Source organism: Snodgrassella sp. W8132, from assembly GCF_016100865.1.
In the GTDB taxonomy this organism is placed as follows: Bacteria; Pseudomonadota; Gammaproteobacteria; order Burkholderiales; family Neisseriaceae; genus Snodgrassella; species Snodgrassella alvi.
In genome coordinates this window covers 1,529,340-1,542,027 of sequence record NZ_JACFRQ010000001.1, presented here as the reverse complement: position 1 = coordinate 1,542,027, position 12,688 = coordinate 1,529,340, and the positions used below count along the sequence as shown (strand labels likewise).

At 34.5% G+C, this 12,688-nt stretch carries 19 protein-coding genes and 1 pseudogene; 7 read left to right on the top strand and 13 right to left on the bottom strand.

Going from position 1 to position 12,688, the window contains the following annotated elements; all coding sequences use genetic code 11:
* Window positions 1-106: 106 nt before the first annotated feature.
* The 11 genes from dcd to H3U82_RS06960 form a co-directional block, all read right to left on the bottom strand.
* The gene (gene dcd / locus H3U82_RS07005) at window positions 107-673 is read right to left on the bottom strand and encodes a dCTP deaminase (RefSeq protein ID WP_078474250.1); all 567 of its coding nucleotides are present in this window, start codon (window positions 671-673) and stop codon (window positions 107-109) included.
* Window positions 674-688: 15 nt separating this feature from the next.
* Complete coding sequence (locus H3U82_RS07000; RefSeq protein ID WP_198209791.1) at window positions 689-1,582, bottom strand: site-specific DNA-methyltransferase; 894 nt, start codon at window positions 1,580-1,582, stop codon at window positions 689-691.
* 69 nt (window positions 1,583-1,651) lie between these two features.
* A complete protein-coding gene (locus tag H3U82_RS06995) occupies window positions 1,652-2,185 on the bottom strand; it encodes a hypothetical protein (RefSeq protein ID WP_078474252.1) in 534 nt (177 codons plus the stop codon).
* A 60-nt stretch (window positions 2,186-2,245) separates the two neighbouring features.
* Entirely contained in the window at window positions 2,246-2,713 is a 468-nt protein-coding gene (locus H3U82_RS06990) for a single-stranded DNA-binding protein (RefSeq protein ID WP_078474253.1), read from the bottom strand.
* Window positions 2,714-3,328 carry a lambda exonuclease family protein gene (locus H3U82_RS06985; protein WP_198210014.1) on the bottom strand — a complete coding sequence of 205 codons (615 nt, stop codon included), beginning with the start codon at window positions 3,326-3,328 and terminating at the stop codon, window positions 2,714-2,716.
* The gene (bet, locus tag H3U82_RS06980; protein ID WP_198209789.1) at window positions 3,312-4,082 is read right to left on the bottom strand and encodes a phage recombination protein Bet; all 771 of its coding nucleotides are present in this window, start codon (window positions 4,080-4,082) and stop codon (window positions 3,312-3,314) included. The genes H3U82_RS06985 and bet overlap by 17 nt, the downstream gene beginning before the upstream one ends.
* 229 nt (window positions 4,083-4,311) lie before the next feature.
* Window positions 4,312-4,440, bottom strand: coding sequence for a hypothetical protein (locus tag H3U82_RS10930; RefSeq protein WP_255518452.1), 129 nt, complete (start codon window positions 4,438-4,440; stop codon window positions 4,312-4,314).
* A 37-nt stretch (window positions 4,441-4,477) separates the two neighbouring features.
* Window positions 4,478-4,795 carry a hypothetical protein gene (locus tag H3U82_RS06975; protein ID WP_198209787.1) on the bottom strand — a complete coding sequence of 106 codons (318 nt, stop codon included), beginning with the start codon at window positions 4,793-4,795 and terminating at the stop codon, window positions 4,478-4,480.
* Between the two features lie 88 nt (window positions 4,796-4,883).
* Window positions 4,884-5,057 carry a hypothetical protein gene (locus H3U82_RS06970; protein WP_198209785.1) on the bottom strand — a complete coding sequence of 58 codons (174 nt, stop codon included), beginning with the start codon at window positions 5,055-5,057 and terminating at the stop codon, window positions 4,884-4,886.
* Between the two features lie 4 nt (window positions 5,058-5,061).
* The gene (locus H3U82_RS06965) at window positions 5,062-5,730 is read right to left on the bottom strand and encodes a hypothetical protein (protein WP_078474698.1); all 669 of its coding nucleotides are present in this window, start codon (window positions 5,728-5,730) and stop codon (window positions 5,062-5,064) included.
* 166 nt (window positions 5,731-5,896) lie between these two features.
* Window positions 5,897-6,235: a hypothetical protein gene (locus H3U82_RS06960; protein WP_078474697.1), complete on the bottom strand. Its 339-nt coding sequence runs from the start codon at window positions 6,233-6,235 to the stop codon at window positions 5,897-5,899.
* A 172-nt stretch (window positions 6,236-6,407) separates the two neighbouring features.
* Here H3U82_RS06960 and H3U82_RS06955 point away from each other — a divergent pair, with 172 nt between their 5' ends.
* Window positions 6,408-6,896 carry a hypothetical protein gene (locus H3U82_RS06955; protein ID WP_198209783.1) on the top strand — a complete coding sequence of 163 codons (489 nt, stop codon included), beginning with the start codon at window positions 6,408-6,410 and terminating at the stop codon, window positions 6,894-6,896.
* A 45-nt stretch (window positions 6,897-6,941) separates the two neighbouring features.
* Here H3U82_RS06955 and H3U82_RS06950 read toward each other — a convergent pair whose 3' ends face one another.
* Entirely contained in the window at window positions 6,942-7,163 is a 222-nt protein-coding gene (locus H3U82_RS06950; RefSeq protein WP_144235824.1) for a hypothetical protein, read from the bottom strand.
* Between the two features lie 701 nt (window positions 7,164-7,864).
* Here H3U82_RS06950 and H3U82_RS06945 point away from each other — a divergent pair.
* From H3U82_RS06945 to H3U82_RS06935, 4 genes and pseudogenes are all read left to right on the top strand, one after another.
* Entirely contained in the window at window positions 7,865-8,548 is a 684-nt protein-coding gene (locus H3U82_RS06945; RefSeq protein ID WP_078474695.1) for a S24 family peptidase, read from the top strand.
* A 391-nt stretch (window positions 8,549-8,939) separates the two neighbouring features.
* A pseudogene (locus H3U82_RS10875) lies at window positions 8,940-9,440 on the top strand (DEAD/DEAH box helicase); the annotation flags it as partial.
* A complete protein-coding gene (locus H3U82_RS06940; RefSeq protein ID WP_232336140.1) occupies window positions 9,435-10,679 on the top strand; it encodes a DEAD/DEAH box helicase in 1,245 nt (414 codons plus the stop codon). The pseudogene H3U82_RS10875 and the gene H3U82_RS06940, both read left to right, overlap by 6 nt.
* Entirely contained in the window at window positions 10,676-11,101 is a 426-nt protein-coding gene (locus tag H3U82_RS06935) for a hypothetical protein (protein WP_198209778.1), read from the top strand. The genes H3U82_RS06940 and H3U82_RS06935 overlap by 4 nt, the downstream gene beginning before the upstream one ends.
* Window positions 11,102-11,471: 370 nt before the next feature.
* Here the strand turns inward: H3U82_RS06935 and H3U82_RS06930 are convergent, their stop codons facing one another.
* Complete coding sequence (locus tag H3U82_RS06930; protein ID WP_078474692.1) at window positions 11,472-12,131, bottom strand: LexA family transcriptional regulator; 660 nt, start codon at window positions 12,129-12,131, stop codon at window positions 11,472-11,474.
* 121 nt (window positions 12,132-12,252) lie between these two features.
* On the opposite strand from H3U82_RS06930, the gene H3U82_RS06925 reads away from it, so the two are divergent.
* A complete protein-coding gene (locus H3U82_RS06925) occupies window positions 12,253-12,465 on the top strand; it encodes a Cro/CI family transcriptional regulator (protein WP_078474691.1) in 213 nt (70 codons plus the stop codon).
* Entirely contained in the window at window positions 12,462-12,686 is a 225-nt protein-coding gene (locus H3U82_RS06920; protein ID WP_078474690.1) for a helix-turn-helix domain-containing protein, read from the top strand. The genes H3U82_RS06925 and H3U82_RS06920 overlap by 4 nt, the downstream gene beginning before the upstream one ends.
* The last annotated feature ends 2 nt before the right edge of the window (window positions 12,687-12,688 follow it).

The window sequence follows — 12,688 nt, the reverse complement described above, 5'->3', positions numbered from 1 at the left end:
AAAACCAGCTATTGCTGGGACGTGTTCATTAATAATGCTTAATTAAAAAGCCGCTTTAAGCGGCTAGGGTATTTTCTTGACTGCTTTTACGTATTACTTGCACGATTTAGGTTCTTGGAGGTGTTACACCACTTTGTCCCATATATTTACCAGCTCTATCTTTGTAAGAAGTAGCGCACTCTTCATCACTTTCAAAGAAAAGTACCTGGGCCACGCCTTCATTAGCATAAATCTTTGCCGGTAGCGGTGTAGTGTTGGAAAACTCCAGAGTTACATAGCCTTCCCATTCTGGTTCAAATGGCGTGACATTAACGATAATACCGCAACGTGCATAAGTGGATTTACCCAGACACACAGTAAGGACATTGCGCGGGATACGGAAATATTCCACAGTACGTGCCAAAGCAAACGAATTAGGCGGAATAATGCAAAAGTCGTCTTCAACAGTTACAAAATTACGCGTATCAAAATTTTTTGGGTCAACAATGGTATTGTTGATATTAGTAAAAACTTTGAATTCACGTGCGCAGCGAATATCGTAGCCATAGCTGGAAGTACCATAGGAAATGATTTTTTCACCATTTAACTGTTTAATCTGATTAGGTTCAAACGGTTCAATCATGCCGTGTTCTTCACTCATACGGCGTATCCATTTGTCTGATTTAATACTCATTTAATTTCCTTTAAATTATAAAGCTAGCATATGCTGGCTGTTTTCATTTCGTATTTTGGTTTGTAATTTGATGATTCTGTCTGTTTGAATATCTTTGTTTTCTTCATTCAACTCGCAGCCAATCCAGTTCCTTTTTAACCCAGAAGCAACGCCTGCCGTGGTACCACTACCCATGAAAGGATCTAAAACGATGTCCCCCTCATTACTTCCCGCAGAAATAGGTGCAATGATTAAATCTGGAGGGAATGCAGCATTATGCTTAATATGTGCAGTTTGATTAGGTAGCGTCCACACGCTCCTTTTGTTTCGTTTTTGATCCTTGAGGTATACAGTTGGCTCTTTGATGGCTTCATGATTAAAAAAGTATTTTCTTTTCTTGGAAAAGAGAAAAATGTATTCGTGTGATCTGGTGCATCTGTCTTTTATTGGTTCAGGCATAACATTTTTCTTGTTCCAGATAATATCTTGACGCAAATACCAGCCTCTATTCCGTAAAGCGAAAGCTACTAACCACGGTACACCAATCAAATCTTTAGGCTTTAAATTTCCAGATAATTGAGTTTTCTTAAGCTTTCCTGATACATTGCCTTTATTTGTAGCCTGCATTCCAGTAGGATAAGCCCGATTATTGCTATATCGTCCTTTGCCACTTCCTGCATAGCTATCGCCTAAATTCAGCCACAAGGTACCATTATCGGCTAGTAAATCCCATACAATATCAAATACGCTAACAAGCTTTTGTACATACTCTTCCACGGTATCTTCTATACCGATTTGACCAGGTAAACCATAGTCGCGCAGCCCAAAGTAGGGCGGTGAGGTAACGCACATTTGTATTTTGCCTGCATACTCGGGTAAAAGAGATTTTAGGCATTGCTCGGCATCACCAAATAGGCAAGTATTGATCATATTAATCTCTCTAAATGAAAAGCCAGCTATTGCTGGCTTGGATTAGCGATAACGTTGCCGCTGTTTGGTTTAGGCAGCCGGATTAGATTCTTTTTTAAATTCATACTCTATTGTTTCACCAATAAACAATACGTACAGTTTTTCAAGCGTGCTTAATCCTCTGTGTAATTCTTTATAACCATAATCCGGGGTCATCCCTAAAAGCTGCACGGCCGCTGCATGGGCAGGATAGGCAAGGCAGTTAATTTCTTCGTTTTCTTTCTCTTGAATTGCTCTAAACCGTCGTTTAATGGTATCCATATCAACGTTATCGAAATTCTGATACAGGTTAAAATACTCTTGGTATATGGTTTTAGTCGCCTGAGCACGGGCGCCGGCTTGAGAGACAATTAAAACAAATATCAGGATAGCGGATACTGAGCCAATAAACACAACGTTAGATGTGCCGGTTATTGCGATAATAGCCAAAACCATCAGAATAAATAATATTAGCTTATCAAGCCGTGAATAAAATTTATTCATGAATTTTTCAAAATAATATGAATAAACAATATCGAATTTTAATTCCTGCTCATTTTGTTTGCGTGTTTCGATAGTATCCATTTGTCTTTACTCCATATAAAAAAGCCAGCTAAGGTGCTGGCTATGTCTTATCTGTATTATTTAAAACGGGATATCATCCTCAATATCATCTATTGGTGCGGGTATTGGTGTTTGTTGAGGTGGTTGCCGGCGTGATGCTGGTGGTGGTGGGTTCGATGTAGGCGGTGCAGCGTTATTATTGCCAGAATCAGAACCATCATTACGATTGCCCAGCATTTTAATTTCATTGCCGATAATATTGTATGCCATGCGTTCGATACCATCTTTATCGGTATATTTACGGCTCTGAATTTTTCCCTCAATAAACACTTGGCTACCTTTTCTCAGGTACTGGTTAGCTATTTCTCCCAGTTTGCCGTACAGGGATACGTTATGCCACTCTGTACGTGTCTGGCGTTCTCCATTACGGTCACGCCACTGTTCATCAGTAGCTAGCGAGAAATTCGTTATAGCGTCGCCATTGGGCATATATCGTGTTTCAGGGTCGCGCCCAAGGCGACCAACCAGAATTACCTTGTTAACTGACATTTATGCCTCCATAACAATATCCAGCTCATCAATTTGTTCATCAAGTTTATGCAAAAATTTTTGCACTTCTTCTTCAATCTCTTTAATTCGTTCATCATCACGATTGATGCGCACCATCTGAAAAGATAAATGTTCCGGAACCCTGTCATCATATGAAACAAAATCACACCATTTCCGGCCTGTACAAGCCATTTGCCAGAGCATTTGTAATAAATATTCTGGTTTAGGTTTTTTAGTACGTAAAAATTCCAAATGTGTTGCAGTGTTAGGACATTTGATTTCAATAAGCCTGTCTTCTCCAACTAAACCATCAGGTGAAGCACCAGACATATTGATAGTAGGGTGATTAATAAATCCTGTTTCTTCAACTAACTCACCAGTTTCCAGCATATATCTTGCACGTGCTTTAGGTTCAATGTCATTACCTCTTTGCATAGCTGCAGTTTTAAAGCTCTCTTCTCTGTTACCTGTTAGGCGTTCACATATTAATTGAGCCATATAGTTTTTACGTGTAGCACTGTAACCGGATTTGGTTTTACTTAGAACATCATAAATCCGACTGGCTGTTACTTTACCAAGGCGAGCTTCAAACCATTCATCAGTTCGTTGTTCCATCATTAACCTCCATTGCATCCGCCTCAATTGTTCGATCAGCAATTTCTTTTGCAATATCTGAAAGACGAAGCATTTCATCACTGCCTATGATATTTCGTGATGCTTTATCTAATGATTTAAAGTGATTACGGAGTAAATCGATATCACCTTTTTGTGCAATAATTTCTGCCTCTTTAATCAATTTATCCCGATCCGGATTATCTATATCGCCTTTGAAAGGGTTTAACTCATCAGGTTTAACTCCTTCTTTAGCATCCTTGATTCTTTCTGCTTCGTCTTCATCATAAATACCGGCAAAACCGAAAGCCAAACGTGCAGCCTGAATCATCGCTTTATGCCGTAACATTCTTTTTGGGTGTGATTTCCAAGGCTGTGTATTGCGTTTACACTCGTCCATGAATTCTGTGACAGAAACAGGGTGTGTACGATCTTTACGGTAAATGCGGCATGTACAGCTTTCTGTATCTTGTTCAAAATCCATCCCGTCAAATTGTGGGTTAGCATTAATAATACGAGCCCATCCATCAACACCTACAACCGGAGTAATGCCACCGTTGCTTGGGAATGCATAGATTTCAGAAGTCCACGGATTTAATTTATATTGATTAGCAACAATCAGTAATGCAGCCATTTGTTCATCAGTTACAGCACCTTTAAAGGCTGTTTTTTTCAACGTTTCAATCAAGCCTTGTCCGTCTGCTAAATCAAGCGATTTAGCTAAATTATTTGCTAATGCAATTAATTGTGTACTCATTTTAAAGCTCCATAAATTAAAGCCCATTTAATCAATGGGCTTTAGGACTGGTTAAAATTTCTGATAATTTATTCTGTGATTAGCTAGCTATTAGCAGGGCAGGAATGTCAACAATCATCACCTAAAATCATTCAAGCTCTGCATCACCTTTCATGCGTTCGCTATCACTCATACGCGCATATGTATCCGCTAACCGTTTTAATTCCATATCTGCCTGGTATTCTTTCTGCTACATCTGTCTGGCCGTATAACTGCGCTGCATCTCTAATTGCTCCTTATCAGACAAAGCAAGGGACACTGAAAGAGAAGCAGACATTAAAAAAACTGCAATAAATGCAGTTATAGAATTTTTAATCATGTACAACTCCCTCGTTATTGCTGTTACATGGGTTAAATTATTGATTAGGGATATCCTTAAATCGGAAGTATTTCATTTTTGGTCTGCTTATTTTTTCATTGATAATGACTTCGCCTTTTTTGTTTCTTGCTCTGTCTAATTTAGCAGTGTATAAACATCTAACTTCCGGGTACGATTTTGCTAAGTCAATAAACTCTAAGCACTGTTTTTCAGATGAATAATCTGGAGATATCTGATACGCTCCTGTATCTTTCTTAAACGCCCGCATTGCTGTTTCATCTGATATTTTGTATTTGCAACATCTATACTTTCTGGTTCTTTCTTTTTGTAATGATTTTCCATATACAGCAAACATATATCACCTCTATAGCTAATAAAAAACCAGCTATTAGCTGGCTTGTGTTGCTTACTTTATTACTTATTCATATGCTGCGATAACTAAATCAATCGTCATCACTATCTGTATAAATTGTTAGCTTTTGTTCTACTGCTTTTGCTTTTGCAAATATGCTATCTATAGATTTAGCTAGCTCTTCTCTTTCAAAACTACTTTCTGAAGCATTTCTTTTCTCAATTAAAGGGGAAACCTTGTCCTCATAATCGCCTAAAGTTTCCATTACCTTAAAACAATTCGTCAGGATCAGCATTTAAACAGCCTACTCTATATAAAGTCCTATAATAATATTCAACAGTTAGATTATCTGGTCTTATATTTGGGATTACAGTGACTTTTTTAGATTTTAATTCATATACAAATTTTTTTTTACCAGCATAACCTCCAGAATTCATTTCACCGCAAACATATATCTTTTTATTATAGGTGTTTACAACCTTTTTAACTTTATAAAACTTGGCTGAATCAGGGGTCATCAATGAATCTCTAACCGCCTCTTTTGCGTCCGCGATAGGTTTAAAATGCTTGAAGTAAGCTACCGTACCGGCAATCAGCGCAATTGCAGCGACTACAGCAGCCAAAATCAGATACAGTTTTTTATTGCTCTGCTTTGTCTTTGCTGGTGCTAATGGCTCTGCTTCTTCTGCTTTTTCCGGTTCGGGTTCTGGTTCCGGTTTTGGTTCAGGCGGAGGGGCTAAAAGTTCCGGATATTCAGCAAATAGCTGCGCATTGTATTTTTTGCGCGCCTCAATATCTAAAAGATTTAGTTTGCATAGTTTTAAATTCTCTAAAGTAATTGTTTGTTGCTGAGCTGCTTGCTTCATTGCCTTGGCAATGTCTGATTGTGATGCTGTCGGCTTTATATTTAAAAGTGCATATAAATTTTTAAAGTCCATTATTTTCTCCCTTGATTTATATATCAAAATGTTAGCACAGCACACAATAAAGGTTAAATAATGTTATACATGTCTACTAATCCACACAAGCACACTTTGTTTAAATGTGCTTGGATTGATTAGCTTGGTTGCAAAATTAAAGCCAGCGTTTTGGCCGGCTTTTGATTTAATTAGCATGCGTTAAAATATAATCAGTTACTATTTTTTCTGCTTCTAATGAAAGATGGCTTAATAGCTGTCTTACTGTCATATCTTTATGGCAGCCCAATACAAGCGCCTTAACTATTTCATTTATAAGCTTGTCCGCTTCATCAGAATATTCTGTGCCATACAATTCACCAAAAGCTTCCGCTGCAATATCTATCAGTTCATCGTCTTCAAGCTTTTCCAGTATTTCTTGTTTCTTTTCTTCGGCTGCGTCACTTGCTCTTTGCGAATCTTCTTCATACTGCATCATTTCCCGGTATCCGGATGGATCAGGGTTGTAAACGTAAACTTGTAACATTTTCTTACTCCTTTGATTTTTATAAGCTCAAAAACTAAAACGCACTCAATTTACTAATTGAATGCGTTGCGATTTTGGGGCTTGGTTTAGTGGGCAGGTGGTTAAGCACTCACTGCCATTGTGCGAGTGCTAGAATTGAATTCCCCAAAACAATCTAGCACGGAGAATATTTATGAATGAAGAATTCTCAGAGATAAGAAAAGATTTGTTATCTACATTAGCTAAATATCGTTTAGACGCTTTGCCATTAGATGAATACAAAAGGCTTAGAGAAAAGTACGGTTATGATAACTTAATCAGTGCTGTTACATATTTCATTGGAGAGGGAATGATTCCATCAAATGCTCGTGATAGCGATTGTAGTGGACCATTTCTAATTCCACCAAATCTTCGACTTACTTCTAAGGGTTTTAATTATGCTACAAATGATCCTATAGGCAATGAAATCAACTCAATTACAGTTAAATTACACTCCAATACTCTCCAACAGCTTGAATCCATTATTAATGCTTCAAATCTTACAGAAGAAAATAAGAAAACACTTTTAATGAAATTAAAAGAAAATGGTGGGGAGTATTTTATAACTAAGTGTATAGATTTCGGATTTTCAAATGTCACAATTGCAAGTCAAATGTTTCTTGAATATCTAAAAAACATGTAATTGAAACTTTACCTAATAAGCCAGCCTTAATAAGCTGGCTTTATTTTATCCTGTAATTGTAATCTCTACGGGTTCCCAACGTTCACTATCATGACAAGATGTCCAAGTAGAGGAAATTTCACCTGGTTTTACTAGAATAGTCAAACAACGATCAACAACTACTCCATGTCTTTCAGAAAAAAACAAAACAATATATCCATTTTCACGGTGTTTGCGGGCTACAGGATATGTAGTTCCATCGTTTGAGAGTCTGACAAATTCCAACATAACTAACTCCTTTCAAATATATCTAAGTGATAGCGGCGTTTAAATTGACTGCTACAAGTTTAAAAACTAAAGCGCACTTACCATTGATAAATGCGCTGAGATTTTTAAACTCATTAAAAGATCAATAAACAATACATTTTGCTATCAACTTATGAAGCGTGGCGACCTAGCCTGTATTTCCTTTTGCTTCCTTTCCCCAGTTCTTTTTCATACTGAGGTCATCGGTGTCTGTGTTTGTTTGATAGGTTTAGTATATTTTAAATTGACATTTAAATCAATTTAAAATTGATATTATGGTCGATTTAATATTTATGTATTTGATTTAAATGAATATTTATTTGATAAATCGTTGAATTTAATTATTGGATTTAGTTTTGTCTCTTTAATACTAAATGTCACAACTAAAGTTGTGGCTTCAATTTAGGTATTGTTGTTGTTAAATTTTATGTGAAGCTGTTTCAAGAAATTTTGAGAACATCAAAAAATATACTCAAGTATTTCTATAAAAAAATTAGAATGCTGTTTATTTAGAATTCTTGATCTTCTGCAACGATCTGATACACATATTGTTTAAACATTCATCTAATTTCTAATTAGCTATTCATATTAATAATATTAGTGTTTCGCTATATATAAATTAAGCGTATCGCACATTTATTTTTGTTAGCAAATTGCTAATAATTATTTATGAAAGTTTAATTATGAAAACCATTGAAGAAACGTACAGAGAGAGATTATTAATGCTTTCCAAGGAGTACGGTGGTCAAACAGGATTAAGTAAGCGCATTGATAAATCTCCTGCGCAAATTAGCCAGTGGATTAATGGTTCTGCAGACTCAAAAACTGGTAAAGCACGTTCAATGAAATCGGACACAGCCCGTGAAATTGAAATTGCTTTGAAACTTCCTCGAGGGTGGTTTGACCAACCAGTTGAATCTGCTCATACAACACCTCAAAAAGGTTATATCCAATTAACTTTACTCGATGTTAAAGCGGAAGCTGGAAATGGTTTTGATAACAATGATTATCCTAAATCAGTAAAGCTAATTGAGGTTTCAGAAAAATGGGCTAAGAATAAACTTGGCCATAATCTCGAATCAATTTCAGTTATTACTGCTTCGGGAGATTCAATGCAGCCAACATTTAATAGTGGTGATTGGCTATTTGTAGATCAAGCAATAAATTTCTATGAAGATGATGGGGTTTACGTCTATATGTCTACAGAAGGTTTAAAGGTAAAAAGGTTACAAAAGCTTGTAAATGGGGAGTTACTTATTATCAGCGATAACCCAAAGTACGCTAGTGAAACGCTGAAGAGTCATGAAATAGACTCAATAAAAATATGCGGAAAAGTTGTTACTAGACTAAAAATTAAAAACATCTAGATATTAAGAATAAAGTGCAGTTGCACCTGTTATTCCAAAATATAAGATTACAGGCAACACCGCATTACCGCATTTGTTCATGACTTGTAGAGTACTGCCAAATATAAGCGACTGTAAATCATTATCCAAAAGGCATTAATGCTTTAAACTACGAATCAGCTGCACAGTTCTCCAAAAGGCTGGTTAATTATTCATGAAAAGCTTTTTAATGTATTACCTATTGATTTTAAATATATTTAATTATTAACATTTTACATATATATGGAGATAAAATGTCGTATTTTTTTGATACAGTAGTAAATATTGAAGGTAATAAGAAACTGAGAACACCACAAATTGAAGCCTATATAAAAATAAAGGAATTTTTTAGTGATGAAAAAATAAAGAGGCATTAGTTGTTTTACCTACAGGTACCGGTAAAAGTGGATTAATTTCAATTGCCCCTTTTGGAGTGGCTCGTGAAAGGGTTTTAATAATTACCCCAGGTCTAGTTACAAAAAATAGTATAAAAAAGACACAAGACCCCTTAGATAATAATTTCTGGATTAACTATGATGTTATTTTTAAGGGAGAAGATATCCCAATTGTTAATGAATATTCTGCTGAATTGTCAGACGAGCATTTATACAGTAGTCATATTATTATTACTAATATACAAAAAATTGTTTCTACCCATAACAATAGAAGTTTAATAAATAGAGTACCAAATAATTTTTTTGACTTAATTATCATAGATGAAGCTCATCATGCTCCAGCCCAAAGCTGGCAAACAATCATTACTCAATTCCCCAATGCCAAAATCTTACATGTTACAGGGACACCGTATAGAGGTGATGGTAAAGAAATTCCGGGCAAAAAAATTCATGAGACACTGCTATCCGAAGCTATGCGTTATAAATATGTTAAATGGCTTCGAAAAGAAACTATTACTGCCAAGGAATTATATTTCAAAATACCTGAACAACCAGATAAAAAATTAACGAAAGAAGAAGTACTCAAATTCGATGATAAAGAATGGATTGAAAAAAGTATCGCTTTATCCAAAGAATGCTCGTTAGATGTTATAGAGCATAGTATTAAACAACTTAAAGAAATTAAAAGATTATCTCCCCAAATTCCCCATAAAATTTTAGCAGTTGGTTGTAGCATAGCACATGCTAAAGATCTACTTAATTGGTATAAGGAGAAAGGTATAAATTCTGTTATTGTACATAGTAAAATGGAACAACAAGAACTTGCTAAAGCTTTTATGGAAATTGAAGAGCATAAATGTGATGCTGTTATTTCTGTTAATATGTTAATGGAAGGTTATGACCATAAATATCTCTCAATTCTAGCAATATTTAGGCCATATCGAAGTCTTAACGCGTTTGCCCAAGTCGTTGGAAGAATTTTGCGAGTTATTCCAGAATCCGAAAATTTCGAAATTGATAATAATGGCATAGTAATTTTTCATGAAGAAATTGGTCTTAATAAAATGTGGGATTTTTATCATAAAGAGGTTGAAATAGCTCGACGCCCATGCAATAGAGAATATAATTTTACTGAAAGAGATTATATTGAAAGAGATGCTATACTAGCTTTTGTAGAAAGCAATAATGTTTATCCAACCGAGTCAGAATCATACCTTGATGATATTGATTTTAACAAGCTTTTTGAAGAAAAGAGAGCAGAAATTCTCAATCAAGCGGAGCAGGCAATAAAAGAATTAAAACAAACTCATCCAAATTATTCTGAACAAACATTAGAAATTATTAGAAAACAAATTATTAAAGAAAAAACGGAAAAGGAATCAAAAGAAAACATTGATCCTTTGCTATTATCAAAACGACCAGATCAAGCAAGGAAAATATTGAGAGAGAGTTTAAAAAATCGTACTCAAGATATGGTTGCCGAAATACTCTTTAGTAAAAATTTAGAAGAAAAGGGTTCTGAGTTATATTCACAATTTAAACATATTATCCGCAATATACAGACAACTGATACTAATGATGCTATATTAGTTAAATTTATTAATTCAAAATTGTACAGAAAATATGGAGCAGTTAAAGATCGTGATAATCAAACTCTTTTAAAATCAATCGATGATCTAATGGAATTAGGTAAAGAAATTGAAAGGATGATTAAATGAACAACTATACTCATATAATAAAAAAAATTAATAAAATAATCGCTTTTTGTATGGTTAAAGGAGTTCAACCTGAAGAATTAATTACAGCAATATTTGAAAAAGAATACACAAAGATTGAAACTTACAAAGAAGATAATTTGTTTTTTTTGGTTTTAACTTTTTCAGATACTTATGAAAACGATACATCTAATATTACAATGAAATATGCCTATAATAGAAAAAAAGAATTAATGTCTATTTCCCAGAAAATAAATTCATCAAATTATAAAGAACAATGGAATCGTAAAAAAATACTTGAGGCAATGATTAATGAATTAATTATTCATCTACCCAAAGATAACCGAGTAATCGAGCAATTAAAAACGTTGATTCCAGATGATTACAAGCCTGTTTTCTCCTCTTATCTGAAAATTGCTTGCTAATTACCACTCTATTTTCTTTTTAAAAAATAACCACCTTAATTATGGTTATTTTTATCTTTGCCCAATGTTATATCGCATATGAAGTTATATTCAAACTTCGTAATTAGTTTAAAAAACCGCTTTCAATAGCGGTTTATTTATTAGTGATCGTTGTATAACTTTGTCCTACGAGGTAGAAGAGTATCAAATTTCACGCATATTGAATGGCAATACTCTGCTAATTCATGAACAAAAAGCAATTAACTATATAATTGCTGAAGTAGTCTAAGTTAGATCCGTTTTATTATCTCTTAACTTCATTAGTTAAAGTGGATTCTCTTATAAACCCGTTTTTGGTATAACAAGGGCAACAACTCTTTATTCTTAATATCTAGATGTTTTTAATTCTAAGTGTAGCAACAACTTTCCCACAGATATTAAGCGAATTTATTTCTTCATCTTTGAAAATATCTATAGGATAATTTTTATTGTCGCTTATAACTCTTAGCTCCCCATTAATTGATAATTCTAGCCGTTTTACTTTTAATCCCGAAAACGAAGATACAACATAAATTCCTTCAGAAGTATAGTAATTTACTTTTTCATCTACAAACAACAAATCTCCATCTTCGAAAGTTGGTGACATTGAATCTCCAATTACCGTAATTATGGAAATGGAATTTAAGTTATTACCAATATTTTTTCTTGCCCAATTTTCAGATACTGATATCAAATTAATTGATTCAGGATATTCACTATTGATTACACCTGTACCAGCAGCTGCTTTCACATCTAGAAGTTTCAGCTGAATAAACCCCTCTTTAACTTTTGTTTCTTTATCAGATAATTGTTTAGGTTCAATGTACGGTAATGGATAGGCACATAAATCAGAAATCTTAATCATTATCTCAAACGAAGGTGCATTCTTGTTTTTTTCCCATGCTGAAACAGTTCCTTTACCGCCAACATCCAAGGCAAATGCTAATTTTTCTTGACTCAAGTTCGCTTTTAATCGTGCTTCTTTAACCCAACTACCAATGTTATATCGCATAAAAAACCATCCCAAAATTTTGTAAAAGAGTATATCTAAAATAGATTTTTGTCGTACATTTAAGATTGACTTAAATGTGAATTTAAAATAGACTTATTGTATTTGTAACAGGATTCGTTCTATGAATAAACATATACAAATGGCTGTTAAGAAACTCGGAAGTCAAGCTGAGCTTGCTCGAAGATTGAATGTTTCCAAAGGTACAGTGAATAGCTGGGTTAAAGGGTTAAATAATGTACCGCCCAGAAAAGCAGAAGCAATAGAAAAAATAACAGGCATTTCAGCTGTTTTGTTAGTTTTCCCTAACCGCCAAATAAATGATGAGTTTAAATGATGATCAAAAATTGCAATTCTCAAACAGATCAGATTCTGAATTACTTGCAAGCAGGTAATGTTTTGACCCCCTTAGAAGCCATGCGCAAATTTAATTGCCTGAGACTAGGTGCGCGTATCTACGATTTACGACAGAAAGGCTATGTCATTAATTCATTAATCATAAAAGATGACATATCAGGGAAACGATACGCCCGTTATTCACTGGTTAGTTTAAATTAAGG